General features: G+C 59.1%; 28 protein-coding genes. 16 read left to right on the forward strand and 12 right to left on the reverse strand.

Annotated features, from left to right (window positions below; all coding sequences use genetic code 11):
• Positions 1–20: 20 nt before the first annotated feature.
• From ACR0B8_RS10395 to ACR0B8_RS10425, 7 genes are all read right to left on the reverse strand, one after another.
• Positions 21–1,331: a M16 family metallopeptidase gene (locus tag ACR0B8_RS10395; RefSeq protein ID WP_170396517.1), complete on the reverse strand. Its 1,311-nt coding sequence runs from the start codon at positions 1,329–1,331 to the stop codon at positions 21–23.
• Positions 1,328–2,668, reverse strand: coding sequence for a M16 family metallopeptidase (locus tag ACR0B8_RS10400; RefSeq protein ID WP_170349818.1), 1,341 nt, complete (start codon positions 2,666–2,668; stop codon positions 1,328–1,330). The genes ACR0B8_RS10395 and ACR0B8_RS10400 overlap by 4 nt, the downstream gene beginning before the upstream one ends.
• Before the next feature lie 82 nt (positions 2,669–2,750).
• Positions 2,751–3,269 (reverse strand): DUF3035 domain-containing protein, encoded by a 519-nt coding sequence (locus ACR0B8_RS10405; RefSeq protein WP_170349817.1) that lies wholly within the window; start codon positions 3,267–3,269, stop codon positions 2,751–2,753.
• Between the two features lie 50 nt (positions 3,270–3,319).
• Positions 3,320–3,790, reverse strand: a complete 471-nt coding sequence (gene lspA, locus ACR0B8_RS10410) for a signal peptidase II (protein ID WP_170349816.1) — start codon at positions 3,788–3,790, stop codon at positions 3,320–3,322.
• Entirely contained in the window at positions 3,790–5,379 is a 1,590-nt protein-coding gene (gene purH, locus ACR0B8_RS10415) for a bifunctional phosphoribosylaminoimidazolecarboxamide formyltransferase/IMP cyclohydrolase (protein ID WP_170360699.1), read from the reverse strand. Before purH ends, lspA begins: the two co-directional genes overlap by 1 nt.
• A gap of 22 nt (positions 5,380–5,401) precedes the next feature.
• A complete protein-coding gene (locus ACR0B8_RS10420) occupies positions 5,402–7,141 on the reverse strand; it encodes a heparinase II/III family protein (protein ID WP_170577884.1) in 1,740 nt (579 codons plus the stop codon).
• Between the two features lie 90 nt (positions 7,142–7,231).
• A complete protein-coding gene (locus ACR0B8_RS10425) occupies positions 7,232–8,488 on the reverse strand; it encodes an RsmB/NOP family class I SAM-dependent RNA methyltransferase (RefSeq protein WP_480658591.1) in 1,257 nt (418 codons plus the stop codon).
• 89 nt (positions 8,489–8,577) lie between these two features.
• On the opposite strand from ACR0B8_RS10425, the gene ACR0B8_RS10430 reads away from it, so the two are divergent.
• Positions 8,578–8,772 carry a DUF1674 domain-containing protein gene (locus tag ACR0B8_RS10430; protein ID WP_170349812.1) on the forward strand — a complete coding sequence of 65 codons (195 nt, stop codon included), beginning with the start codon at positions 8,578–8,580 and terminating at the stop codon, positions 8,770–8,772.
• 4 nt (positions 8,773–8,776) lie between these two features.
• Here ACR0B8_RS10430 and ACR0B8_RS10435 read toward each other — a convergent pair whose 3' ends face one another.
• A complete protein-coding gene (locus tag ACR0B8_RS10435) occupies positions 8,777–9,631 on the reverse strand; it encodes a LysR family transcriptional regulator (protein ID WP_480658590.1) in 855 nt (284 codons plus the stop codon).
• Positions 9,632–9,730: 99 nt separating this feature from the next.
• Here ACR0B8_RS10435 and tmpA point away from each other — a divergent pair, with 99 nt between their 5' ends.
• The 4 genes from tmpA (at position 9,731) to ACR0B8_RS10455 (ending at position 13,074) form a co-directional block, all read left to right on the forward strand.
• Entirely contained in the window at positions 9,731–10,867 is a 1,137-nt protein-coding gene (gene tmpA / locus ACR0B8_RS10440) for a 2-trimethylaminoethylphosphonate dioxygenase (protein WP_480658589.1), read from the forward strand.
• A complete protein-coding gene (gene tmpB, locus ACR0B8_RS10445) occupies positions 10,864–11,454 on the forward strand; it encodes a (R)-1-hydroxy-2-trimethylaminoethylphosphonate oxygenase (RefSeq protein ID WP_170410706.1) in 591 nt (196 codons plus the stop codon). Before tmpA ends, tmpB begins: the two co-directional genes overlap by 4 nt.
• Positions 11,451–12,119, forward strand: a complete 669-nt coding sequence (locus tag ACR0B8_RS10450) for an ureidoglycolate lyase (RefSeq protein WP_226689114.1) — start codon at positions 11,451–11,453, stop codon at positions 12,117–12,119. The genes tmpB and ACR0B8_RS10450 overlap by 4 nt, the downstream gene beginning before the upstream one ends.
• 97 nt (positions 12,120–12,216) lie before the next feature.
• A complete protein-coding gene (locus ACR0B8_RS10455; protein ID WP_170360715.1) occupies positions 12,217–13,074 on the forward strand; it encodes a hypothetical protein in 858 nt (285 codons plus the stop codon).
• 6 nt (positions 13,075–13,080) lie between these two features.
• Here ACR0B8_RS10455 and dapB read toward each other — a convergent pair whose 3' ends face one another.
• Positions 13,081–13,890, reverse strand: coding sequence for a 4-hydroxy-tetrahydrodipicolinate reductase (dapB, locus tag ACR0B8_RS10460; RefSeq protein ID WP_480658587.1), 810 nt, complete (start codon positions 13,888–13,890; stop codon positions 13,081–13,083).
• 89 nt (positions 13,891–13,979) lie between these two features.
• Here dapB and rbfA point away from each other — a divergent pair, with 89 nt between their 5' ends.
• The 7 genes from rbfA (at position 13,980) to ACR0B8_RS10495 (ending at position 19,513) form a co-directional block, all read left to right on the forward strand.
• Positions 13,980–14,375, forward strand: coding sequence for a 30S ribosome-binding factor RbfA (rbfA, locus tag ACR0B8_RS10465; RefSeq protein ID WP_480658585.1), 396 nt, complete (start codon positions 13,980–13,982; stop codon positions 14,373–14,375).
• Positions 14,372–15,115, forward strand: coding sequence for a phosphodiester glycosidase family protein (locus tag ACR0B8_RS10470; RefSeq protein WP_226689112.1), 744 nt, complete (start codon positions 14,372–14,374; stop codon positions 15,113–15,115). Before rbfA ends, ACR0B8_RS10470 begins: the two co-directional genes overlap by 4 nt.
• Positions 15,116–15,169: 54 nt before the next feature.
• Positions 15,170–16,075, forward strand: a complete 906-nt coding sequence (gene truB / locus ACR0B8_RS10475) for a tRNA pseudouridine(55) synthase TruB (protein WP_226689111.1) — start codon at positions 15,170–15,172, stop codon at positions 16,073–16,075.
• Positions 16,076–16,096: 21 nt separating this feature from the next.
• The gene (locus ACR0B8_RS10480; protein WP_170360724.1) at positions 16,097–16,600 is read left to right on the forward strand and encodes a DUF1643 domain-containing protein; all 504 of its coding nucleotides are present in this window, start codon (positions 16,097–16,099) and stop codon (positions 16,598–16,600) included.
• 94 nt (positions 16,601–16,694) lie between these two features.
• A complete protein-coding gene (locus tag ACR0B8_RS10485) occupies positions 16,695–17,723 on the forward strand; it encodes a calcium-binding protein (RefSeq protein WP_480658582.1) in 1,029 nt (342 codons plus the stop codon).
• 144 nt (positions 17,724–17,867) lie between these two features.
• Entirely contained in the window at positions 17,868–18,137 is a 270-nt protein-coding gene (rpsO, locus tag ACR0B8_RS10490; RefSeq protein WP_008757925.1) for a 30S ribosomal protein S15, read from the forward strand.
• A gap of 254 nt (positions 18,138–18,391) precedes the next feature.
• Positions 18,392–19,513 (forward strand): Hint domain-containing protein, encoded by a 1,122-nt coding sequence (locus ACR0B8_RS10495; RefSeq protein WP_480658580.1) that lies wholly within the window; start codon positions 18,392–18,394, stop codon positions 19,511–19,513.
• A gap of 117 nt (positions 19,514–19,630) precedes the next feature.
• On the opposite strand, the gene ACR0B8_RS10500 is transcribed toward ACR0B8_RS10495, so the two are convergent.
• Positions 19,631–21,232 carry a BCCT family transporter gene (locus tag ACR0B8_RS10500; RefSeq protein ID WP_170360729.1) on the reverse strand — a complete coding sequence of 534 codons (1,602 nt, stop codon included), beginning with the start codon at positions 21,230–21,232 and terminating at the stop codon, positions 19,631–19,633.
• Positions 21,233–21,428: 196 nt separating this feature from the next.
• Positions 21,429–22,190 carry a DUF3299 domain-containing protein gene (locus ACR0B8_RS10505; protein ID WP_226689108.1) on the reverse strand — a complete coding sequence of 254 codons (762 nt, stop codon included), beginning with the start codon at positions 22,188–22,190 and terminating at the stop codon, positions 21,429–21,431.
• Between the two features lie 282 nt (positions 22,191–22,472).
• On the opposite strand from ACR0B8_RS10505, the gene pnp reads away from it, so the two are divergent.
• Positions 22,473–24,623 (forward strand): polyribonucleotide nucleotidyltransferase, encoded by a 2,151-nt coding sequence (gene pnp / locus ACR0B8_RS10510; RefSeq protein WP_170410729.1) that lies wholly within the window; start codon positions 22,473–22,475, stop codon positions 24,621–24,623.
• 126 nt (positions 24,624–24,749) lie between these two features.
• Entirely contained in the window at positions 24,750–25,088 is a 339-nt protein-coding gene (locus tag ACR0B8_RS10515; RefSeq protein ID WP_226689107.1) for an NIPSNAP family protein, read from the forward strand.
• 52 nt (positions 25,089–25,140) lie between these two features.
• Here ACR0B8_RS10515 and ACR0B8_RS10520 read toward each other — a convergent pair whose 3' ends face one another.
• A complete protein-coding gene (locus tag ACR0B8_RS10520; protein ID WP_170360738.1) occupies positions 25,141–25,776 on the reverse strand; it encodes a DUF1326 domain-containing protein in 636 nt (211 codons plus the stop codon).
• A gap of 252 nt (positions 25,777–26,028) precedes the next feature.
• Between ACR0B8_RS10520 and ACR0B8_RS10525 the strand changes: the two genes are divergently transcribed.
• Positions 26,029–26,301 carry a PepSY domain-containing protein gene (locus ACR0B8_RS10525; protein WP_170549908.1) on the forward strand — a complete coding sequence of 91 codons (273 nt, stop codon included), beginning with the start codon at positions 26,029–26,031 and terminating at the stop codon, positions 26,299–26,301.
• Positions 26,302–26,324: 23 nt separating this feature from the next.
• Entirely contained in the window at positions 26,325–26,852 is a 528-nt protein-coding gene (locus ACR0B8_RS10530) for a helix-turn-helix transcriptional regulator (protein WP_226689106.1), read from the forward strand.
• Positions 26,853–26,883 lie beyond the last annotated feature (31 nt).

The raw sequence follows: 26,883 nt of genomic DNA on the forward strand, positions 1-26,883 counted from the left end.
CGTTGCTCAGCCCCCTTTGATCAGTTTGTGGTTTCCAAACCTTCGGGTTTGCCGACAACAGTGAAATGCAGCCCCTGGGGGTCCAGCAATTCACTGGCCACGCGGTTCACCTCGTCCAACGTCACCGCGTTCACCTTGTCGTTGCGGGTGGCGATATAGTCGATGGGCAGGTTTTCCATCTGCATACCGACCATGATCCCGGCGATCGGGCCATTGCCATCAAACCGTAACGGATAGGCTCCGGTCAAATAGGTCTTGGCGTCGTCCAGCTCTTTTTGAGTCACACCTTCGGTCGCGGCACGCGCCCACTGGTCGCGGATCACCTCGACCGCTTCGGCGATGCGGTCATTGGCCGAGGACACCGAGCCCAGATAGACCGAAGCCAGATCCTTGGGTACCAGATAGGTCGCGACGCCATAGGTCAGGCCACGCTTTTCGCGCACTTCCTGCATCAGGCGGCTCTCAAAACCACCGCCACCCAAAATGTGGTTCAGAACAAAAGCGGCAAAGAAATCCGGGTCGTCCCGGTCGATCCCCGCGTGGCCAAACAGGGCCACGGATTGCGGCGTATCGAACTCGACCACGCTGACGCCACCGGGGATGTCCACGTCAGCGCGGCCCGGAATGGGTTTTCCGGCCTCAGGCAGGTCGGCCAGCAACGTGTCCAGTAGCGCACCCAGCTCATCGGGGGTGATATCGCCCACCGCACCGACATAGAGGCGGTCCTTGGCGAACACATTGTCATAGGCGGTGACCACATCATCACGGCTCAATGCGCTGACGCTTTCGATCGTGCCTTTGCCCTCGGACCCATAGGGGTGATCGCCATATGCCATCTGTGCAAAATTGCGCCCGGCAATGTCATTGGGGTCAGTCTGGTCCGAGCGCAGTCCGGACAGAATCTGCGCCTTCACCCGCTCAACCGCGTCTTCATCGAACCGAGGCTCGTGGATCGTGGTGCGTAACAGGTCGATGACTTCGCCCCGGTTCTCAGTCAGAAATTGCGCCGAAATCGAAACGGAATCATCCGACGCATTGTACCGGAACGAGGCCGCCAGTGATTCCAACTCGCGCGCGTAGGTGCGGGCGTCCATGTCACCTGCGCCTTCCTCGATCAGACCGCTCATCAGATAGATGGCGCCGCGTTTGCCGGGTTCGTCCAGCGAGGTACCACCGCGAAAACGTAGTTCCAGCGCGGTGAAGGGGATCGAGTGATCCTCGACCAGCCATGCGGTGATACCGCCGGGTGAGGTGACCTCTTCGATCTCGATCTCAGCCCATGCGGGCAGCGCGACGACAATGGCGATCAGGGTTGCAAAAATCCGATTCATTGCGTCACCTCATCGTCGCGCATCAGCCATCCGGTGACCGACGCCTCGGGCTGCAGAACTTCCCGGGCGGCGGCGATGATTTCTTCCCCGGTCACGGCCTGCAGGATATCGGGCCACGCCTGTACATCCTCGACCGTCAAGCCGCTGGTCAGGGCGCGGCCATAGCGGTTGCCGATCCCGTCCACGTTATCGCGCGCATAAGTCTGAGCGGCGCGCAGCTGCATCTTGATCCGGTCAAGGTCTTCTTCGTTCACACCTTCAGCGATGAAGTCGGCGACGGCTTGATCCATGGCTTCTTCGGCTTCTTGCAGCGACACGCCCTGGGCCGGGACGACCAGCAGATCAAAGGTCGTGTCGTCCAGCGAGACGCCGCGATAGAAGGCACCCGTATAAACGACCTTTTGCTGTTCGAATTGCAGTTTTTCGTTCAGGTAGGACGTGGTGCTGCCCCCCAGCAATTCGGCCAGCAGGAACAGCGCGGCGGCTTTTTCCTGCGCACCGGCATCCCGTTCGGGCGCGAGATAGCTGCGCTGGACATAAGGCTGCGAAACACGCGCGTCCTTGAAGGTCAGGCGACGTTCGGCCGATTGTGGCGGTTCCTGCGAACGTACGCGTTCAGGCAAGTCCGGGTTGGCGGGGATAACGCCATAATACTGTTCGGCCAGAGTTTTGACCTCATCCGGCTCCACGTCGCCGGTCACCACCAGAATGGCGTTATTGGGCGCGTAATGGGTCTGATAGAAGGACAGCGCATCCTCCATGTCCAGCGTCTCCATCTCGTGCTTCCAGCCGATGATCGGCACGCCGTAACGATGGTTAAGGTACTGAGACGCGCTCATCTGCTCGCCAAAAAGCGCCCGCGGGCTGTTTTCGGTACGCTGGTTGCGTTCTTCAAGGATCACGTCACGCTCGGTTGCGATATCCTCTTCGCTCAGGCGGATATTGCGCATCCGGTCCGCCTCCATCCGCATCATCAACTCCAACCGGTCGGCAGCTACGCGCTGAAAATAGGCAGTGTAGTCATAGGAGGTGAAAGCATTGTCATTGCCACCATTGGCGGCGACGGTAGCGGAGAACTCGCCCGGTGCCAGCGTATCGGTGCCCTTGAACAGCAGATGCTCCAGGAAATGCGCCACACCGGACGAACCAACAGGCTCATCCGCAGATCCGGCGCGATACCAGACCATGTGCTGCACGACCGGGGCGCGGTGATCTTCGATCACAACGACATCCATGCCGTTATCCAGCGTGAAAGTGGTAACCGCCTCGTGCCCTTCCTTGGCAAGCAAAGGGGTGGCGGCGAACAGGGCGGCAGATAATGCCAGGGCCCGAACCATGGGGCGTCCTCCGTTTCGTTTGATGGTGTTCAAACTACGGTTGTGGTGCGCAGGTTCAAGGGTGATGACGGAAAGTTAAGATTTATTCATCAGCCGGTGGGGCCGAAGGCGTCTCAATCCCGGCCTGACGCGCTGCTTCGTTCTGCCGATTGGCATCAAGTGCTTCGCGACTGTAAACCTGCGAATAGCGGTCTATCTTGAACAGGCGCAGACGGGTCAAGCGGCCCTGCTTTCTGCGAAACTCGGCGTCTTCGGTGTCGACGACCTGACGCGTGTTGGATGGTACGCCATAGCGACTTGAAGCCGTCACCAGCGCGCCATCAGATGCAGGAATTGCGGCATTCGGGTTCAACGCCGCTTCGCTACCGCCCAGCGCCACCACGGCATCCGCCTTGGGGTTTGGGTCGGTCAGGTTGGAACCGCCCGGTGTGGGCGCAGGCAGGAACTTATAGTCCTTGGGCTGGGTCAGCGGTTTGACCGGCATGACCGAAAACTCATCCGGTCCGTCCCCCGGTGCCTCAAGATGGCGCAAACCGATATCCGAGCACCCGGCAACCGCAAAGGCCAATGTCACAGCAAAAATGGAACGCGGCAACCGCATCAGAGTCTCCAGCCAGTTTCAGGCGCTTTTATCGCATATCACCCGGCGCGTCACGAGGGCTTTTTGCCATCGAACAACACAAGTCCGAAAGCACCCGCAAAGATGAACACATCGGCCAGGTTGAAAACGAACGGATTGTTGAGGCCGCAACAGGACATGTTCAGGAAATCCAGAACATAGCCGTACAGCACCCGATCCACCACGTTCCCAAGCGCGCCACCAATCAGCAACCCGCCGCAAAACAACATCAGCTTGGACGGGGTTGTCCGCATCAGCCAGATCAGCACGCCAATCGCAACAGCCAGCGAGATGCCGATCAGCACCCAACGCGCGGTGTCGCTGTCGCCTTGGAACAGGCCGAAATTGATGCCCCGATTCTCACCGTATTTGAACACCAAGAGCGGCGGCAGCACATCGATATTGCCCTCGGCCACACGCATCACGTGAACGACCAGATACTTACTGATCTGGTCGATCGCAAACGCGGCCAGCGCGGCCCAGAGCAGAATACGAGAGCGCATCAGTGGCGGAAGTGGCGCATGCCGGTGAAGACCATTGCCAATCCGGCCTCATCCGCGGCCGCGATCACCTCGTCATCACGCATTGAACCGCCCGGCTGGATGACACAGGTCGCACCAGCCTCAGCGGCTTCCATCAGCCCGTCAGGGAAGGGGAAGAATGCATCAGACGCAACGGCCGAGCCGATGGTGAGCGGCTGCGGCAAGCCGAGTGCGTCGGCCATGCGTTCGGCCTTCTTGGCGGCAATCATGGCAGAGTCCAAGCGGCTCATCTGGCCTGCACCAACGCCAACAGTCGCGCCATCTTTCACGTAAACGATGGCGTTGGACTTAACGTGTTTCGCCACTTTCCAGGCAAACAGCAGGTCGCGCATCTGCTCTTCGGTCGGCGCCTTTTTGGTGACGACCTTCAGATCGTCCATGCCGACAAAACCATTGTCCTTGTCCTGCACCAACAGGCCACCCGCTACCTGACGCACGGTCTTGCCGCCTGCGGCCACGTCCGGCAGGGCTTCGGTGGTTAGAAGGCGCAGGTTCTTCTTGGCCGCGAAGATCGCTTTGGCCTCATCCGATGCACCGGGGGCGATCACGACTTCGGTGAAAATCCCGGTGATTTCCTGTGCGGTTTCCGCGTCGAGCGGTTGGTTCAGCGCCACGATCCCACCAAATGCCGAAGTACGATCGCAATCGAATGCCGACTTATACGCGTCCAGCAAGGTCGCGCCTGTGGCAACACCGCAAGGGTTGGCGTGTTTGATGATCGCACATGCCGCACCTTTTGTAGGATCGAACTCGGCCACCAGCTCAAATGCTGCGTCGGTGTCGTTGATGTTGTTATAGCTCAGCTCCTTGCCCTGGTGCTGAACGGCGGTCGCCACACCCGGACGGTTGGTTCCATCAGTGTAGAAAGCCGCCTGTTGATGACTGTTCTCACCATAGCGCAGGGTCTGTTTCAGTTCACCGGCAAAGGCGCGGCGCTTGGGCGCATCAAGCTGCAGTGCGTCGGCCATCCAATTCGAAACCGCGGTGTCGTACGCTGCGGTCCGGGCGTAAGCCTTTTGCGCCAGCCACTGGCGGAAACCGTAGGATGTCTTGCCGTAATTCTCTTCCAACTGATCCAGGAGCGAAGAGTAATCCTCGACATCCACAACTACGTTCACAAAGGCATGGTTCTTGGAGGCCGCACGGATCATCGCAGGGCCGCCAATATCGATGTTCTCGATGCACTCGTCATAGCCTGCGCCTTTGGCCACCGTCGCCTCGAACGGATAGAGGTTTACAACCAGTAAGTCGATCGCGCCAATACCATGTTCATTCATCGCAGCCACGTGGCCGTCGTTGTCGCGCAGCGCCAGCAGGCCGCCATGCACCATCGGGTGCAGAGTCTTGACCCGACCATCCATCATTTCGGGGAAACCGGTGATCTCGCTGACATCCTTCACCTCAAGCCCTGCATCACGCAGCGCCTTGGCTGTACCGCCGGTCGACAGCAGCTCGACCCCGCGCTCGGCCAGCGCCTTTCCCAGCTCGATCAATCCGGTCTTGTCGGAAACGGAAAGCAACGCGCGGCGCACGGGGTGAAGATCAGTCATGGGTCCAAAGGTCCTTTTGGCGTCAGTCAAACTCGGGCTCGTCCCGGTGCAGATCGCGCACGGCATAGGCTGTATCCTGTGCCTTGCTCAGCGTCCACCGGGTGCGGGTCGCATACTCCATTGCGCGCCCGGATAGAACGATCTGTTTTGTCGCGCGTGGCTTTAAACGGCCTTTTTCAAGGTAAACGCTTGGTTCAACGGATAATTTTCCCACGCCATCATGGCGGAAAATCCAAATTTCGCCACTTTTGAGCGCCATCGACACCGCCGCGCCGCCCAAATCAATGGCCGCATCCACGTCTGGATGCAGGTGAAACCGGATATCAAACCCGATCCCGTTCAGGCCCGAAGCGTCCAGCGCCCGGTCAAACTGCCGCTTGGCCTTGTCGGTAGCTGTCAGCAGAATATCCTCGCCCGTCAGTTCTCGCCCATCAAATCGCAGCTCGAACGTACGCGCATGGGTCAGACCGAACACTTTGGTATAGCCGTCATGCCCGACCATAAAGCGGGTGCCTTCGAATGCCTCTTCGAAATCAATCGGCACGTCTTGCGGTGCATCGACCAAAGCCTCTCGTTCACCTCCATTCCCCGCTGGTGTCAAACGCGCGCTAGAATAGCCATCCAGGCACAGGGTCGAATGCGAAGGTGTTGCGCGCCCGGCTCGCCGCCATTCCGTTCCGAAACTTTCGCCTGATCCGCAGTTCACAATCAGTGGCCGCCGCCCCGAAGTTAGCTCAAACGCCAGTGTCGAGGCATGGGCATTAAAAGATGCAGCCCCCTTGGGCGGCACGTTAGCATCGACGATCACGCTGGTCCGGGCCGCGTAAAGCCGTGCAAACCCCATCGCCAACCCAGTTGCGTGTTGCGGGCGAACCCCGCTTTGAGCCAACGCCTGATCCAGCCGCCCTTCGATCCCGCGCCCGCCGCCATGAAAGCGGGCCAATGCGCCGTCTGAATGGCGCAGGCTGCGCAGCGTCGGCGCCATGCGTTTGATCGCATCGGCCTGCGCGCCGGGGGTGCCCCGCCCCTGATCGCTCAGCGCGGCCGAGGTCCAGGACAGCAGGGTAAACACCTCAAGCAACTCTTCAGGGTTGCGGGTGGAAATACCGCCCTGCGCGTCGATCTGCCGTTCGCATTCCTTTGCCAGGGCGCGCAGGGCCGGGTCAGCCATCTGCTCCAACCCTTTCAGCGCCAGTCCGGCCTGAACCAGACCGGCCAGAGCCTCGAACCGGGGCAGGCCTGGCGTGGCCGCTTTCCAGCGTTTGGACAGGAACCAGGTTTGCTGCGCCAACGCGCGAAAGAACACAGCGCTCTGCTTGTCATCCATTCCGCGCAGAAGGAAGACGGCGTGGTTGATCCAGCGCATCACCCGTCGGCCGGTCAGATCGGGTGCCCAGCCCGGCCCTTGCCCGCGGCCATGCGCGTCGATCCAACCCCACACCCAACGCTGCGCCTTTTCCCGCGCCCGCATATCGCCGACGGCGGCCAGATCATCCAGCCAGGCAAAACCGTGGCGCTCATTGTCAAAGCCGGTGCTGGGCGCGGTGACGTCCCACAGGCCGGTATCCTGTGCCTCGACCAGATACCCGGCAAACAGCAGATTTCCAGCGACCAGCTGCCGCCCCCGGGCAAACGATCCCACAGTGCGCGGTTCAGGCTCGGTGACGAAGCCGGCAGCGGCCTTGCGCCGCTGACTGAGCCGCGCATACAGACGGTTCTGAAACCGCGTCCACCGGTTTGTCATGGTATCTGAGTTTGACATGACGCTCGTTACTCTGCCTCTCACGCTCTGCTGGCGCCTGAGACCCAACGATAGACCGGTGTGATCGTCAAGTCATCGAAAAGCGTGCCATCAGGCGGATTTGTTCAGGCAGGCGATATAGAACCCGTCCATGCCACCGCGATCCGCCCAATAATCGGGCCGCAGACGCAGGCCACCTTCTTCGGTGATCCAGCTTTGATCCACCCCGGTCACGTCCAGCGCGGTGCGGTCGATGCTCATGTCGGGATATTGTTCCAGCGCCTCTTCGATCTGCACCTCGCCTTCGTCAGGCAACAGGGAACAGGTGCAATAGACCAGCCGTCCGCCGGGTTTCAGCAGGGTCCAGGCATGGGCCAGCATCTGCGCCTGCAATTCAATCAACCCGCCGAATTCCGAGCCGTCCTTGGCAAAGGGCAGGTCCGGGTGGCGCCGAATGGTTCCGGTGGCCGAACAGGGTGCGTCCAGCAGGATCGCGTCATACTGGCCCTGATGCTCCAGCGCGTCACCAGCGATGACTTGCGCTTGTAAGCCAGTGCGTTTGAGGTTCTCGCGTACTCGTTCCAGTCGGGACTCCGAAATATCCAGAGCCGTCACCTTGGCCCCGGCTGCCGCCATTTGCAGCGTCTTGCCGCCCGGTGCAGCACACAGATCCAGCACGGTTTCCCCGGCCTTTGGCGCCAGCACACGCACCGGCAACGCCGCCGCCGCGTCCTGCACCCACCAGTCGCCCCGATCAAACCCCGGCAGGTTTGAGACCTGCCCCGCATCCTGCATACGCATCGACCCGGTCGGCAGTGCCTCACCCGGTCCCGTGGCCCCCGGTTTCAGTGAGAGGTCCAGCGGTGCGCCAGTGAAATGCGCCTGCTCCATGCCTGCAACGGCATCAGTGCCCCAGGCCATGATCAGCGGCTCGCGCAGCCAGTCCGGCAGGCGCGGCACCCGCATCTTGGGCCAGGCTTCCGGCCCTTCGGCGGCAACCTTGCGCAGCACAGCGTTGACCAACCCCTTGAGCCGGCCATGTTTGCGCGACCGCCCCACAATTTCGACCATCGAGTTCACGACACCATGCGCGGCCTCACCCTGGCACAACTCAACCGCGCCCAGGCGCAGCGCGTTATGGACGGTCAGAGCAGGCGTCCTGTTAAGGTGATTGTCCAGAAGACGGTCAGCTCGTTCCAAACCGCGCAGGGTTTGCAAGGTCAAACGCTGCGCCCGCGCGCGGTCCTCGGGGGCCAGTCGATCCAACGCGCCTGCGGCCAGACATTCGGACAACAGCCGCCCCTCACCCAATATCTGATCCAACAGATAGATCGCGCTGCGTCGCGCCGCTGTTGCGTTGTCGGACATGAAACCGCCTTTGATGTGACTCTCGTCCGCATTGCCAAAGGCGGACGGGGGCGTATATCAAGCCCGTGCCCGGAAAGGAACCCGATGTCATGCCCGACACCACGAATGACGACCACAAAGACCTGCCCCCCGCCGCCCAGCGCGCCCTGGCCGAGGCGGAAGAACGCCGCAGCAAGGCCGAGGCAGAAGCAAAAGAGATGCCCAAGGAACTGGGCGGGCGCGACGGCCCTGATCCGGCCCGCTATGGCGATTGGGAAAAAAAGGGCATCGCCGTCGATTTCTGATTGATCAGCCCTGAAGGGCCTGCAGAAAATCGGCAATCAGGGCACGCTGTTTTTTCGATTTGACCCGCTCTTCGGGCCAAGTCAGCCAATAGCCGTCTTTGGTCTGCAAATCGGGCAGATCCAGCCGACACAGCCGACCGGCCTGCAAATCCGCGCTGGCCAGAGGCACCGAGCCCAGCACCACTCCAATCCCCTGCCGGGCCGCCGAAATGGCATGTTCCATCGAATCGAAACTGATTTGTGACGGCGGCATCTCGTCATGCCCCGTCTTACGCGCCCAGTCCCGCCACGCCGGGCGCTCGCCACGCAGCTCAATCAGCGGCACCCCCCATTTTACACCGGGCGCGGCCATCGGCACCAGAACCTCGCGGGCGATCAGGGCCGCATCCCGACCGGGCCAGGCCCCACGCCCATAGCGGATTTGCAACCAGGTCCGCTCCTCATCCAAGGACGACCGGCGCGCCACCGAGTCGGTCATCACCCGCACATTGGGTCGCGTTTCCTGAAACCGGGCAAGCCCAGGCAGAACCAGCGCGTGGATGTTCGAAGACAGGCCCGCGACGCGCAGCTCTTGCGGGGATTTGCCGAACAAATCTTCGGTGTTGCGCTCCAACGCCTGCAAACTCTCTTGCACCAGCGGCAGATAGCTTTCACCTTCAACCGTCAGTGACACGCCTCGTGCCTCGCGCACGAACAGGGACCGGCCCAGCCAAGCCTCCAGGTTACCGATCCGCTGACTGACGGCTGCCTGTGTCAGGCCAAATTCTCGGGCGGCGGCGGAAAAACCACCCAACCGACCGGCGGCCTCAAACACGCGCAGCCAATCCAGCGGCGGCAATCCGATTTTTTTCTTTGCCATAAGATTTTCCAAGCCTCAGCCGAAAGAAGGATTAATTGTGTTAATGCCACAAGAGGCGTATCTGCTCAATCAAAGCCCGCGCTGAACAGGAGATCCCCCATGCTGCGCACTGCCAATCACGATACTTCGGTTTTGACTGTTGAATTTGACACCGGTACTCAGGCCCGTTTCCACGCGATCTGGCTGCGCGATAATGCGCTGGATCCGGAGACACGCGCGCGCGGAAACGGTCAGCGTCTGATCACCATCAGCGACATTCCCGTCGATATTTCAGTCAGCTCCGCCGAGATCAGCAATGGCGATCTAACGGTCACTTTCCAGCCCGAAGACAAGACCGTGACCTTCCCCGCCGCTTGGCTGGCCGATCACGTCTATGATTGCGCCCGGTCCTTAGAAACAGGCCGTGTCGCACATGGCATCACCACGTGGGAACGCGGCATCGAAGCGCCAAGTGCTGATTGGGATGAAGTCCACGCCAATCCCGCCGCCAAGCGCGACTGGCTGGCTGCAGTGGCCGAGTTCGGCTTTGCCAAGCTGACCGGCGGCCCGACTGAGCCGGAATCACTGCTGAAGGTGGCCGATCTGTTCGGCTACGTCCGCGAAACCAACTATGGCCCCTATTTTGAGGTTCGGACCGAGGTAAACCCGACCAACCTAGCCTATACTGGCCTTGGTCTTCAGGCGCATACCGACAACCCCTATCGTGACCCGGTGCCGACGCTGCAAATCCTCTATTGTCTAGAAAACAGTGCCGAAGGTGGCGATTCCATTGTAGTCGATGGTTTCCGTGCCGCCGAAATCCTGCGCGATCAGAACCCCGAAGGCTTCGCCCTGCTGGCAGGCTATCCCGCGCGATTTGAATACAAAGGTTCGGACGGCATCTGCCTGCGGTCTCGCCGCCCAATGATCGAGTTGTCGCCGGACGGTGAGCTAGTCGGCATCCGCTTCAACAATCGGTCTTCCGCCCCGTTTGTTGACGTGCCATTCGATCAGATGGAAGCCTACTATGCTGCCTATCGCCAACTTGGCGAGATCATCGACGATCCGGCCATGGGCGTGTCGTTCAAGCTGGAACCGGGTGAAAGCTTCATCGTCGACAACACCCGCGTCCTACACGCGCGGCTGGGCTATTCCGGCGCAGGATCGCGTTGGCTACAAGGCTGCTATGCCGACAAGGATGGGCTGCTGTCGACGCTCGCGGCGATGGACATGGCGCAACCGGAGGCAGCGGAATGAAACCCGATTTCTCAACCCTCAACCGCGACAACATCGTGGCCTTTATCGGGGATATCTTCGACCGTCGTGGCGGCGAGGAATATCTGGGTGAACCGGTCACGATGGCAGAACACATGCTGCAAGGCGCCACAATTGCCGAACAGAACGGCCAGTCCGAGGAAATCATCGTTGGCGCGCTGCTGCACGATATCGGCCATTTCACATCCGAGTTCGGCACTTATCACCCCGACGATACCGAGGATCGCCACCACGAGGATGCGGGGGCCGAAGTTCTGGAACAGTTCTTCCCGTCAGTCATCACCGATTGCTGCCGCTATCATGTGGCGGCCAAACGGTATCTCTGTGCCACCAAGCCTGACTATTTCAACCGTCTGTCCACGGCTTCGGTCCATACACTGGAACTGCAGGGCGGACCAATGAACGCCGAAGAAGTCGCGGAATTCGAGGCGAACCCGAACCTGAAAGAGATCATTCAGGTCCGCTATCTGGACGAAGCGGGCAAGCGTGCAGACATGGAAACACCTGATTTCACCCATTTTGCGCCGATGGTGCAACGCATGGTCGACAAACATCTGGGGGCGGCATGAACGCCCCCGAATATATCTTTGAGGCCAGTTCAAAGCCGTCCCTGCCCTGGCATGAGGTGCCCTTGATCCGGGCCACAGACGCGTCGGTCCAGGGCTATGGCTGTCTGGTCGATGACCCGGACGGCTTCGAGATCGAAATCTCTCGCTGGCCCCAACAGGGCTGGCGCCCCATCGACGAGGGTACCGGCGATGAAGGTGGCTGGGTTGAGGGCACGTTCAAATGCGACTGGCAGGGCGACGTGTTGTATGGTGAGAACGAGGCGGTTAAGGGCCACTATGTTCTGGGCTGGTCCGCCGACCCGCAACAGGCACAGACCGACCAGAAAACCGCGCCGCGTGATCAGGTGCTGCTGTGGCATATGAACTATCACCCAGACAGCGGACAGATGTTCTGGCCGTTGGACAACAAGCCCTTCATCGTTCCCGCTGCGCTGCCCGGGGACAATTTGACCCCCGAAAAGGTGGTCGCGTTCTGGTGTGACGGCTCGCGCGGCCTCTATATCCATCCCGGTATCTGGCACGAAGGGATTTTCCCCGTCGAAGACAATCAACGTTTTCTGGACCGGCAGGGCCGGGTTCACGCAAGGGTCAGCGCAGATATCGGCACAGAATTCGGTGTTTATCTGGCCTGCCCGCTGCGTGAAGATAAGGTGAAGGATCTGTAACTGCACCTCAGGAAGCCTGTCTTCAGAAACCCTTAACCCTTAGCCCAAACATCTGTGATACTCTGATGCCACGTCCAACAGGCACGGGAGGTATCCGATGGGATGGAACAGGCGCAAAGTTGTCCAGCTGGGAACCGCAGCAACGGTCGGAACCTTGTTGCCGCGCGTGGCAACAGCAGCGGAAGACCAGAATGCGGCGTTCGAACAGGAATTCAGCACGACGCTGGATCATCTGAGAAAAACATTCTCGGGGCTTGGGTTCAACGAAGCAGCGCCACTGTCCGTTGCTTCCGGGCGCGATGACTATAACGAGGGGCTGCGGCACGATTTTGACCAATCCGCGCTGCCCTCGAACGCTTTTGTCATTCAACCGTTGGCTCGGGTTGCCGATGTCAGTGAGAAATCTCGTGCGGACGTGTTGCCACTATTTCATGAGGTCGGCTGCCATCCCGCAGACACAGACGGTCAAGCAACGACGCGTCTGATGATGCGCATTTTGACCGAAGCCTTCGATCTTGACCCCACCCGCATTGCCTTTGTCAGCGTGCCGCAGTCCGAGGATATGCGCACGGTGCTGGACGAGATGGCCCTACCCTTTACCGAAAAAGTGCTGCTGCGCGATGAGATTGAGGCCCTGGCCGCCCGCGATGCCTCGGGCTTTTTCTTTCCTGATCCGTTTGGCGATGCCTACATCGTGACGATGGGCGTCTATTACCGCGTCGGTGATACGGATGAACTCGCCCCCACGGCCTATCCTCCGTCCGCCAACTGGACCGAGATCGGCGAGATCGTGATCGGAGGTGAGGCCGCGCCCCTTGGCATTTCCATCGGGGCCGAGCGCCTGACCTATGCCCGGACCGGCCAGTACCCGACATGGGATCAACGATTGGGGCTGCTCTTTGCAACGGCAGAACAGGATGGTGCAGAACCGCCCGGTCTGGCCGCATTCCGCTAAACGGGGTTACAGCCCCAGCACATCCACCATGTCATACTGGCCGGGGGCCTTGCCCTGCCCCCATAGCGCCGCCTTTAGGGCACCGCGAGCAAAGATGGCGCGGTCGGTGGCCAGATGGCGCAGAACGATGCGTTCTCCGGGGGCGGCGAACAGCACGTCATGCTCGCCGACGATGTCGCCACCGCGAATGGCGTGGAATCCGATGTCTCCGCGTTTACGGGCCCCGGTGATCCCGTCGCGGCCCCGGTCGGACACGTCGGACAGATTGACACCGCGCCCTTCGGCGGCGGCCTCACCCAGCATCAGCGCAGTGCCCGAGGGCGCATCGACCTTGTGGTGATGGTGCCCTTCAATCACTTCGATGTCGAAATCCTCATCCAGCGCGGCGGCAACTTTCTTGGTCAGTTGCACCAGCAAATTGACCCCAAGGCTCATGTTCCCGGCCCGCACGATAACGGCATGGCGCGAAGCTGGCTCCAGCGCTGCGATCTGCTCATCCGACATGCCGGTGGTGCCGATCACGTGCACGCAGCGCGCCTGCGCGGCCAGCGCGGCAAATTCCAGCGTCGCTTCGGGTGCTGTGAAATCGATCACTGCCTGCGCCTGCGCAAATGCCTCAAGCGGGTCATCGGTCACGGTGACGCCCAGCGCTTGACCGCCCATGGCCGTGCCCACGTCCTGACCGATCCAATCATGGCCTGTACGCTCGACCACACCGACCAAACGCGCCTGATCGCTGTCGGTGACGGTCTTGATCAGCATCTGCCCCATACGGCCCGAAGCCCCTGTGATTACGATCCCCGGAATATGGGTCATTGCGCTGGTCCTTTCTAAAGTCGGCTCAAAGCCTCCTACCCGGTTCGCGCCCGCTTGGCAAAGCCCAGCTTTGCGCTTAGATCGGGGATATGGCAAAGAACAAATTCCACGATGGCCCCGGCCCCTCCCAACGACAGTTGCGCGTCGGCGAACTGATCCGACGCACCCTGTCCGAGGTTCTGGCGCGCGGAGATGTCCACGACCCCGACCTGAACCGCATGTCAATCACTGTAGGTGAGGTGCACACCTCGCCCGATCTGAAGATCGCCACCGCTTATGTGCTGCCCCTTGGAGGCAAAGGGCAGGAAGATGTGATCGAACTGCTCGCTCGCAACAAGGGCGAGTTGCGGCGCGTGATCGGCAAAAAGCTCAACCTTAAGTTTTCGCCCGATCTGCGGTTCCGTCTGGATGATACTTTCGATCGTCTGGACGACACCCGCCGCATGTTCAATCAGGACGCGGTGCGCCGCGATCTGGACGAGTGATCCGCACACTGGTCACGTTGGGCGCGGTTTTCTGGGCCGTGCAGGCCGGCGCGGTCACCTGCGAAAAGCTGACCCACGAGAATAAGCGGTATACCGTTTGCGAGGTGGACGCCGCCAATGAAGACCTGCGCCTGTTTCTGAACGACGAAAATGACGACCTGCTGGGGCATTTCTCATCGGTGAACGAGGCGCTTGAACCCAGTGGAAAGCGTCTGGCCTTTGGGATGAACGCCGGTATGTATCACGACGACCGCTCGCCCGTCGGCCACTATGTCGAAGAGGGCGAAGAGGTCATGCGCGTGATCCCGAATCCCGGCCCCGGCAATTTCGGCCTGCTGCCCAACGGCGTGTTCTGCATCCGCGACGGTCGTGCCGATGTGTTCGAGACGCTGGATTTCGTCGAACAGGCCCCCGACTGCCGGTTTGCCACCCAATCCGGCCCGATGCTGGTGATCGACGGAGAGCTACATCCACGCTTTCTGCCTGACTCGACCTCGCTCTATGTGCGCAACGGGGTGGGCACCAGCGCCGATGGCACGCGGGCGGTGTTCGCAATCTCGGATGACTACGTCACTTTTCATGAATTCGGCAGCCTTTTCCGCGACGTGCTGGAAACGCCGAATGCGCTGTTCTTCGATGGCAATATTTCACGCATGTACGACCGGGCCAGCAACCGCTCGGACGTTGGCTTTTCGCTGGGACCAATCGTGGGTGTGGTCGAAGACACACCGGGAAATTGACAGGACCCGGGTGATCCGTTAGGTCGCGCGCCTCAGCAAAGGGCAAGGTGCAAGATGGGACGTAAACGCAAGGGTCGCGACATTTCCGGCTGGCTGGTGGTGGACAAGCCTGCGGGCATGACCTCGACCGCGGTGGTCAACAAGGTACGCTGGGCGATGGACGCGAAAAAAGCGGGCCATGCAGGCACGCTGGACCCCGAAGCGACCGGTGTTCTGGCCGTGGCATTGGGGGAGGCGACCAAGACCGTTCCCTACATCACCGACGCGCTGAAAGCCTACACATTCACCGTGCGTCTGGGTCAGGCCACCAATACCGACGATGCCGAGGGCGAAGTGATTGCACAAAGCGATGCGCGCCCCTCGGATGAGGATATCAAACAGGCATTGGTCCCTTTTTTGGGTGAGATCATGCAGGTTCCGCCCAAGTTCTCGGCAGTGAAGATTGACGGCCAGCGCGCTTATAAGCTGGCCCGCGATGGCGAGGATGTGGCACTGACCGCCCGCCCCCTATGGGTTGAGGAACTGATCCTCGTCGACCGCCCCGATGAAGATCACGTCGTACTGGAAATGACCTGTGGCAAAGGCGGTTATGTCCGCTCGATCGCCCGCGATCTGGGGGCGGCACTGGGATGCCACGGCCACGTCAAAGTCCTCCGCCGCATCTGGTCCGGCCCGTTTGAGGCCGAGGACGGTTTGAGCATCGAACAGATCGACGAAATGGCCAAGACAACCGCGTTGGACGAGTATCTGCATCCGCTGGAAACCGGTCTGTCGGATCTGCCCGAACTGAAATGTACCCCCGAAGGGGCCACTCGCCTGCGCAACGGCAACCCGGGTATGGTGCTGGCCTCGGACGTGGAATACGGCGACGAGGCATGGGCCTCGCTGGATGGCAAGGCTGTGGCCGTGGGCATCTATAAATCCGGCGAATTGCACCCCAGCCGGGTGTTCGTCGCCTGAGCCACGTGTTAGGCGAAGGGCATGATCACCCGAACGCATACCAAGGGCGATGCGCCCTCGACCGCCATTTATTCCGATTGCGAGAAGTATCGCTATAGCCTGACCCGCATCTGGGACCCGGAGGGATGCAAGGCGCTGTTCGTGATGCTGAACCCCTCAACCGCGACCGAGGTGCAGAACGACCCCACCGTCGAACGCTGTGAACGGCGGGCGCGGGCGCTGGGGTTCGGGGCGTTTCAGGTGACCAACATCTTTGCGTGGCGCGACACAGATCCGCGCAAGATGCGCGCCGCCACCGATCCAGTGGGGCCTGCGAATGACGCGGCGATTCTGGACGGCGTCGAATGGGCCGATCAGGTCATTGCCGCCTGGGGCACCCATGGTGCGCATCTGGATCGCGGCCCGGCGGTGGAAACCTTGCTGCGCGGCACCGGCCAACCACTGTTTCACCTGGGGCTGACCAAGGGCGGACACCCGAAACACCCGCTCTATATCGCCTATACTCAACAACCCGAACCGTGGTGACAAAAGGTTAACCACGAGATCAGCTTGGCTTTGACCAAGTGCTTGACCGCATGAGACATTTACCCTCGGGGCAGTACGTTTACGGAGGGTTCCCATGTTTCTGATCGGATTTCTAAGTCTGGCCGCTGTCGGTGGCGCAGCCTTTGCCATGAGCGACGCGTTTGTCCCCGAAGACACGCCCGAAGATGATGACAGCATTGACGATCAGCCTGATGAGGTCTCTGACGGCAAGTACCTTGAGATCAATGAAACCGACGAAGACCCGACCACGTCCCAAGACACCGCGGAAGAACAGGAACCATCGACCGGAACCATCCTGTCCGAATTTGAAGGCGATCTGGTCATTGCCGGAACCGAAGAGGCGGATGTGCTGACCGGTCAGGACGGGGACGACCAAGTCAATGGATATAGTGGGGATGACACCATCGACGGCAGTGCCGGCAATGACGTGCTGTTCGCCGGTGAAGGGGCGGATTTCGTGTCAGGAGGCACGGGCGACGATATTCTGCATGGCGAGGATGGGGATGACCTGCTGACCGGGGGTGAAGACGTTGACATGCTTTATGGTCATTCCGGCGCAGATCAGCTGGAGGGGGGCGAGGGTGAAGATACGCTCTATGGCGGGCAGGACGATGACACGTTGGACGGTGGTGATGGCGATGACGCGCTGCACGGCGGGTATGGCAACGACATACTGGACGGCGGCGCGGGTGAGGATGTTCTTTTTGGCGGCGACGGCGACGACATATTAAACGGCGAAGAAGAAGTAGACGCTGTCGATTTCCTGAACGGCGGCGATGGCCAGGATACGATTCTGGCCGATAGCGGCGACATCGTCACCGGCGGCGACGGCGCGGATGAGATTATCCTGACCCCCGAAGCCGAGGATGAAGCGGTGACCGTGATGGATTTCCAACCCGGCCAGGACAAGCTGTTTGTATCATGGGATGGTCAGGAAGACCCCGACATTCAGATCGAAACTGAAGCTGAAAACGAGAATCTGACACATGTGCTAATCGACGGGCAGGATGTGGCGCAGCTGCTGGGGGCCGAAGGGTTGACGGCCGACGACATTCAGCTGATCTCTGAGATCGATCTGGCACAGCTGGTCGCATTGGGCTGAGCCCGAAGAATCCTTTTGCCATTCACCAAAATTACGCTTATACGCGCGCATCCGCATCGGAATCGGTGCGGTCTTCTCCATGGGCCTGTGCTGGACGACATCCCGGCCTGCGCCATCAACTCTAACCTTTTAAAGGAGACCCCGATGTCGATTACTGCCGCTGAAAAAGCACGCGTTATGAAAGAATTCGCAACCAAGGACGGCGACACCGGTTCGCCAGAAGTCCAAGTTGCCATCCTGACCTCGCGCATCACCACCCTGACTGAGCACTTCAAGACCCACAAAAAAGACAACCACGGTCGTCGCGGTCTGCTGAAGATGGTCGCCCAGCGTCGTAAGCTGCTGGACTACCTGAAGGGCAAGGAAGAAGCACGATATCAGGACCTGATCAAAAAGCTGGGCATCCGCCGTTAAGATCGGACTGTACAGCTGGTACAATTCAGACGCCCGCCTTTTTGGCGGGCGTTTTTTTGTTTTACCCTTGCCAATGATGGTAAAGCGCATGAATCGCGAACGTGCTGAAACGAATACAGTTTTTCTTTACACTTCGCCAACCTTAGCGTCGGAACACACTTTCTCGATGCCCCGAAATGACCTAATTGCGGCCTTGATTGAACCCCCGCACATGGATTTTGTGTCCGCGTAAGATTTGGGATCGAAGAAATTAAATGACAGACTTCAGCATCAGTGGTGGTGGCTCCACCGACTTTACAGATACGTCCCCTGGTGGCGGATTCGTTATTGACTTCGATAGTCTGGACAACAGTTTCAGTCTTCAGATCAATGACGTCGATCTGTTTGTCGGCGGGCCTGCCGGAGCCCCAAATGAGCTTCAATTTCAGATACCTGGAACCGCGGGCCAAACGGTTCAGTTTGCTGACGGTGACAGGTATGAGATCGACACACCTGCCGTTTGGCAGCTGGGAAACACGAATGGGGAGCCCGTCGTCCGGTTAGAGGTAAATCCGGACGGAACCATCGCGCTGTTTGGCGTGAAGGTGAACAATGGGCCGCTGGAACCGCTGGCGCTGTTCAATGGATTGACCGTAAACACCGATGCAATTGCTGCGGCTTGGAATGATAGCGGGCAAAACGAAATTGACATCAACCAGTCACAAACGGGCCCAACAAACGCAAGCGGCGAGTTTGTGGACGTGCTATGCTTTGCGTCCGGAACCCTTATTGAAACGCTTCAGGGTCCAAGGCGGGTCGAGGACCTGCAAGTGTCAGATCAGGTTCTGACCTATGATCATGGCCATAAACCTATCCGATGGATCGGGTCACGATGTCTCAGCAACGCTGAACTGGAGGCCCAGCCGAGACTTAAACCGATTCTGATCCGCGCCGGTGCCTTGGGGGCAGGATACCCCAAGCAGGATCTTGTCGTCTCACCACAGCATCGTGTTCTTGTTTCCTCAACGGTCGCTCTGCGCATGTTTAATTGTAAGGATATCTTGATCCCAGCGAACAAGCTTCTTCCGCTTGACGGCGTTGAGACATTGGAAAACACATCAGACGGGGTGGTGTATTTCCATCTTCTGTTCGATACGCATGAAATCATCTGGTCCAACGGCACACCAACGGAAAGCCTTTTTACAGGGCCAGAAGCCCTAAAATCAGTCTCGGAAGAGGCCCGGCAAGAGATAATGGATTTGTTTCCCGGATGCGGCGACCCGCAGGTTCAGGCGCTGTCGGCACGTTATATTCCCCAAAAGGGCAAACAAATGCGAAAGCTTGTCCAGCGGCATCAGAGCAATCAAAAACCTCTGTTCGGCGAATTACCCGCTTAGAATTCTTCTGTTTGATAGCAAAACAAAGCTTTCAGATTTTAGGCCGAGAACCGACCTAAGGCGCAACAAAAAAACGCCCGCCTGATGGCGAGCGCTTCCGTTGTGTTAGGGATTACCTCACATCTTCGCCTTCTCTGATTTCAGTGCCAGCCATAGGCAATAGCACATGATCAGAACCACCAGCGTGAAGGGGATACCTGTCGACACCGCTGCGCCTTGCAAGGCGGCAAGGCCACCGCCCAACAGCAATGCGATGGCGACCAGACCTTCGAGCGTACACCAGAACACGCGCTGGATGACGGGGGCGTCCATCTTGCCGCCCGCCGTGATCGTGTCGATCACCAGCGAACCCGAGTCCGACGAGGTCACAAAGAACACCACGATTAGGACCAGCGCAATTGGGGCCACGATGCTATACAGTGGCAGCTCTTTCAGGAAGCCGAACAGCGCGCCTTCGGGGGCATAACTGTCGATCACCGTGGCGCGAACACCTTCCGCTCCGCCTGCGTTCAGCATGTCGATGGCTGCACCGCCAAATGTCGACATCCACAGGGCGCAAACCGCTGTCGGCGCAAGCAGGGCGCAGATGACGAATTCACGTACCGTGCGGCCCTTCGAGATACGGGCAATAAACATGCCCACAAACGGTGACCATGCGATCCACCACGCCCAGTAGAAGGTGGTCCAGCCATGGAAGTAGCTGGTATCCTCACGTCCGAACGGGTTGGACAGCGCTGGCAGGTGCAGCACATAATCCGTCATCACGTTGAAATACCGTGTGATGGCTGTGCCAATTCCAGTGACAACAATGACGAAAATGAACAGCCCTACGGCCATGATCATGTTGATCTCACTCAGCCGTTTGACGCCTGCATCCATACCCATCAGGACCGAGCCCAGTGCAATCATGGTGATGCCAATAATAAGCAGGACAACGACGGTCGGGCTGGATTCGATGCCGAACACTTCGTACAGCCCCGCCGCAACCTGCTGCGCGCCCAGACCCAATGATGTGGTCAGGCCGAACAGGGTGGCAAAGACGGCCAGCGTATCGATGAAATGGCCCCACCAGCCCCAGACTCGCTCACCCAGGATCGGGTAGAACGCAGACCGAAGGGTCAACGGCAGGCCCAGGTTGTAGCTGAAGATCGCAAGGCTAAGACCCACTGCGGCGTAAACCGCCCAACCTTCAAGACCCCAGTGGTGAATGGTACCAACGACACCCGCATATTCATTTCCGGGTACCGCGATATCAATGCCTAGTGGCACGGCGTTGCCATCTTCGGCAAAGTTGTAATAGACCGGCTCCATCACGCCAAAGAACAGCAGGCCGATGCCGATACCGGCAGCGAACATCATCGCGATCCAGCCAGCATAGGAATAGTCGGGTTTGGCGTCCTTGCCGCCGATCCGGACCTTGCCCACGGGCAGGATGATCAGCACCAGGCAGAACAGAGTAATCGCGTCCACAGACAGGACCAGGAACCAATCAAACGTGCTTGTCAGCCAGGGCCGGAGCCAGCCAAAGAACGTCGCTGCGGCCTCTTGGTTGGCTAAGGCGATCAGAACAAAGGCAAAGATCAGGATACTTGAGATCAGAAAGACCGGGTTGTGGATATCCAGACCGAAGGGCCGGACGTTATCCTGTCCAAGCTCATATTCGGTCTCGAAATCGTAGATCCGTGGATCCGGATCCAGCATTTTCTTGGTTTGTGCCATTCGACTTTCCCTCAGTTTGCTGCGTGCAAACGCCAAGGTCTTCGGTCGGTGGACGGCAAGTTTTCTGGTTTTCCCTTGGCGCGTTTCCCGTCATGTCGACCGCGAGTCTTCTGGTAAGAGCTTACACGATCATCAAAATTTCGCCAAATCCGCGCAATTTTCGGGGTTTTACTGCCAAAAACGGCAAAACGGGCAATTAATCCTGTAACGGCGCCCCACGGGTTTTACGACTGCCCGCCGCGCGCAACCGGTCCCTGAGGGATGGCGTCCAGGTGGATTGACCCTCTTGATTTTCCAGCGTCTCGACAAGGTCGACATCCATCCGGAATGTGGCACGCATCGGCATTAGCCCGTCAACGACGTTCATCTCATGGTCCGAAGGATCGATTACCAGTTGCCCGGTCAGGCGCACCGGCTCATGCGTATAGGCCGGTGTCCAGCCGTTGCGCAATTTCAACCGGATCATCTGGTTCGGCGCGGGTGGTGGCAGGTGACTGCACATGCCGGGCTTAGGCACCAGATAAGCCACCGATTGGCCATCTTCATCCGATGGCGCAGGAATGGCATAACCCATCAGGGTCACCGTCTGACCGTCAAGACCCGGATTGCCGCTTGTGTTGGCCCTGTTTCGGCGCTCGGACACGTATTCGCGCTGGGACAGCAGCCAGTCGACGTCAATCTGGTCGGCGGCAAGGGCATCTTCGGTTTCCATCAGAAGTGTTTGCCATTTCTGGCGGTCTTTCGCGCTGCCGACGTCTTGCTGCAATCTGCCGCGTAGGCGGACCGCGAATAATAGATCATCAAATTGCTCGGGGGTAAGCGCGCGAAACGGGTCGTCATAGGTCTGGACCGACGGGTCCGGCAGCGCGGCCCAATCCAACGCAGCACCTGGCGCGGCCGAAACCGGGCCGATGAAACCCAGCAATGCCAGCGGTATAATCCTTAGCCAGGCCGTCATCTGCATTCTCCGCCCGAAACCCGAAATGCCCCCGTACCTTAGCGGCCTGTACCACCCCAGGTCCATGCCGGCATCATCACGAATTCAGCAGGGCGGCAGACCGCCAACCCGGTTCGGTTTCGCTTTCCTTTGGGCGCAATCTCATGTATGCGCGCGATATCTGAGACGTTGTGCCCTGACCCCGGCACTCAGACGAAAGTTAAAATGGGGTCGGCGGCAATGGGGCCGCCATGCAAACGGGAGACCCGGAGGGCCGGGAGCGCTCCCATCTAGGATACGCATATGTTTGATGTAACAAAGAAATCTATGCAGTGGGGCGAAGAGACGCTGACACTGGAAACCGGCAAAGTTGCCCGTCAGGCGGACGGCAGCGTGATTGCCACGCTGGGCGAGACCAGCGTCATGGCAAACGTGACCTTTGCGCGGGCACAAAAACCCGGTCAGGACTTTTTCCCGCTGACCGTGCATTATCAGGAAAAATACTATGCCGCCGGTAAGGTTCCGGGTGGCTTCTTCAAGCGCGAGGCGCGCCCGACCGAGAAAGAGACGCTGACCGCGCGTCTGATCGACCGTCCGATCCGCCCGCTGTTTGTTGACGGCTTCAAGAACGAAGTTTTGGTGATGTGCACCGTGCTGAGCCACGATCTGGTCAACGATCCCGACATCGTTGCGATGATCGCTGCCTCGGCTGCTCTGACCATTTCCGGCGCGCCGTTCCGCGGCCCGATCGCCGGTGCCCGCGTTGGTTTCGAGGATGGCGAATACGTTCTGAACCCGACCGTCGACGACATGCAGGACCTGCGCCTGAACCCTGAACAGCGTCTTGACCTGGTTGTTGCCGGCACCAAAGACGCCGTGATGATGGTGGAATCGGAAGCCTACGAGCTGTCCGAAGCGGAAATGCTGGGCGCGGTTAACTTTGCGCATGAGCAGATCCAGCCGGTTATCGACCTGATCATCTCGCTGGCTGAGGAAGCCGCGAAAGAGCCGTTCGACTTCCAGGCACCGGATTACTCCGAACTGTCCGCTGCCGTTAAGGCCGCCGGTGAAGAGCAGATGCGCGCCGCCTTCGCGATCACCGACAAGCAGGAGCGCACCGCCGCTGTTGCCGCTGCCCGTGAAGCGATCAAAGAAGCGCTGACCGAAGAGCAGCTGGAAGACGGCAACCTCGGTTCCGCGATGAAAAAGCTGGAAGCTGGCATTCTGCGCGGCGACGTCGTCAAAGGCGGCAAGCGGATCGACGGTCGTTCGACCACCGATATCCGTTCGATCGTTGCAGAAACCTCGATGCTGCCGCGCACGCACGGTTCCGCTCTGTTCACCCGTGGTGAAACGCAGGCGCTGGCCGTGACCACGCTGGGCACTGGTGATGATGAACAGTTCATCGACGCGCTGCATGGCAATTTCAAATCGAACTTCCTGCTGCACTACAACTTCCCTCCCTATTCGGTTGGTGAAGTTGGCCGCGTTGGCGGCCCCGGCCGTCGTGAGATCGGCCACGGTAAGCTGGCATGGCGCGCCCTGCAGGCGGTTCTGCCTGCGGCGACCGACTTCCCCTACACGATCCGCATCGTGTCCGAGATCACTGAATCCAACGGCTCGTCCTCGATGGCGTCGGTCTGCGGCGGTTCGCTGTCGATGATGGATGCGGGCGTTCCGCTGAAAGCACCGGTTGCCGGTGTGGCCATGGGTCTGATCCTGGAAGATGACGGCGATTATGCCATCCTGTCGGACATTTTGGGTGACGAAGACCACCTCGGCGACATGGACTTCAAAGTGGCTGGTACCGAAAACGGCATCACCTCGCTGCAGATGGACATCAAGGTTGCGGGCATCACGCCTGAGATCATGGAGAAAGCCCTGGCGCAAGCCAAGGACGGCCGGATGCACATCCTGGGTGAGATGGGCAAAGCCCTGTCCGAGACCAACGAATTCTCGGTCCACGCCCCGCGCATCGAGACCATGAACATCCCGACCGACAAGATCCGTGAAGTGATCGGCTCGGGCGGTAAGGTGATCCGCGAGATCGTCGAGGTTTCGGGTGCCAAGGTCGACATCAACGACGACGGTGTGATCAAGATCGCCTCGCCCGACGGTGAATCGATCAAGAAGGCCTATGAGATGATCCACTCGATCGTTGCTGAGCCGGAAGAAGGTCAGATCTACACCGGTAAAGTGGTCAAGATCGTCGACTTCGGTGCCTTCGTGAACTTCTTTGGCAAGCGTGACGGTCTGGTGCACGTGTCCCAGATCGAAAATCGCCGCCTGAACCATCCGTCAGATGTGCTGAAGGAAGGTCAGGAAGTGAAAGTCAAGCTGCTGGGCTTTGACGATCGCGGCAAGGTGCGCCTGTCGATGAAAGTGGTCGATCAGGAAACCGGTGAAGAGATCGTTCCCGAGAAGAAAGAAAAGAAAGAGGAAAGCGCAGAGTAATCTGCCTTTCTATTTCGAACAGGAAAGACCCCGGTTTCAGCCGGGGTCTTTTTTTTTGTTTGGACTGCCCTTGAAACGTCCTCGAACCATGGCGACAGTTAAAGAGTTCTTCTGTGAGGCAATGCAATGATCCTGGAAATTCGTCATTACACGCTGAAACCCGGCCTCCGGGAGGAATTTATTGCGTTTTTTGAAAAACATAACCGCGTTGCTCTGCGCGATGCAGGCATGCTTGTTTTTGGGCCACTCCGCGATCTGGAGGATGCCAACAAAGTACACTGGATGCGCGCTTTCCCCTCTTTGGAAGCAAGAGAACGGTTAAAGAATGACTTCTACGAAGGGCCAGTCTGGCACGAGCAGATCGAGCCCATTGCAATGTCAATGATTGCCCATTACGAGGCAGAACTGACCGAGACAACCAACGGGTTCGAGACATTCAAAGGCGCTCGAACACTCGATATGTAGTGGGAACTGCGCCGCAATTCGGGTTTTGGACAAATGCGGCGCTGCTCGACAATCAGTGCGCCACCCCTGTCGGCCCGTGCTTCATGACATGCCACTGACCGTAGCTGTCGTTCAGGTCCAGTTTGATCGCCGCGTCTGCCTTGGTCGACGCGCTGCCGATCTCGGCCAGGGTGAATTCGATACCGCCGGGGATATCGATCCGTACGCGATGCGGGCCACCGCCATGCGGTGCCTGAATCGGTTCGCCGGAAGATTTCAGCACATCCCCGATGGTGACCTGGGCCGTACGCCCGTCCATGTCCATCTCAAAATCAATCGGCACATACAGAGTCTCATGAACGTTGTCGCACATCGTACGGAAAACGTGCCAGTGGGTCGCCATTTCCTCGGTCTCTTCGCCGTGAAAGACCTTTTCCAATGCGGCGCGTTGGGCGTCCGAGGCACTTGGATCGATGATCACCTGCATCTCACCGCCGCCCTCGAAAATGGGACCCGGCCAGGCATAGATAAGAGCAGCCTTCGTACCACTTAGATCCGTGTCGCCAAAATGCCCCTTTGAAACTTCCAACACTTCAAACCCGCGGCAATGGCCATGGGTTGGCAATTCTTCGAACTGGCAAGGGCATGCATACCCGCAATTGCAGTTCCCAAAAGCATCGCCTTCAATGTACCAATCAGTAAAACCCATCGTCTTCTCCTGTTATGCACAGTCTGAAAATCCCGACGTCGTTGGTCGCATGCCTGTAGATTATTCCCCCGACAACACCCTACCACAAATTGGTTGCGTTCAGAACCGTAAGGCCTAAATGCCCCTGTTTCGTTGAAATTGCGGCGTAAACCTTGGTTTAAACCCGCCAGTTTCAACCAAAATCCAATCGCAGCAGCCGGGGGCCATCCCCAGTTCGATCGCATCGACGCAATGCACAAAAGGAGATGCGATATGGAAACCTTCAAGATGCTGACACTGACCGGCCTGATCGTAACTGCCCCGGCCCTGGCTCTGGCCAACGTAGGGCTTGGCGACAAACTGGGAACCAGCGAGGCCGAAATCCGGGCGACCCTAGAGGCGCAGGGATACCAGATCGAGGAGATCGAGTTCGAAGATGGTGAGATCGAGGTTGAACTTAGCAAGGATGGCGTGGAAACTGAACTGGTCCTGACCGAGACGGATGGCGAGGTGACCGCCATCGAAATCGAAAAAGACGACGACTGACCGCGCGAAATCAAAGGAGCGCCATGAAGCTCTCACAGACGTCTTTACTCTGGCTCCTTCTGGTGGTGCAGGCCCTCTGCGCCGCCTTTTTCTTGACCGACGCGATCCTGGATTGGACCGGAGGCGAAAGTGCTGGGTTCCGCCATCTGCACGGGTTTGAACTGGTTCTGTCGCTGGCGCTGATGGGGGGACTGGCCGCAACCATTACCCTGATACGCACGCAAAATCGACGCGTGCGCGAAATGCAGCGTCAGCTTGGTGTGGCGCAGGGTGCCTTTGCCCAAATCATCGACAACCAGTTCAGCGAATGGCAACTCAGCGACGCTGAACGTGATGTCGCGCTGCTGTCCATCAAAGGGCTGTCCATCGCAGAAATCGCTGAACTCAGGCAGACCAAAGAAGGGACGATCAAGGCACAAAGCGCAGCGATTTATCGTAAGGCAGATGTCACGGGGCGGCTTCAACTGCTCAGTTTCTTTGTCGAAGAGCTTTTGACCGCTCCGCTGATGAACGAGGCCAAAGCGCCCAAGCCCAGAAAAGATCAAATCTGAAATTCAAGGCGGATTTATTCACTCACTCCGT

The organism is Ruegeria sp. BH6, assembly GCF_056538105.1.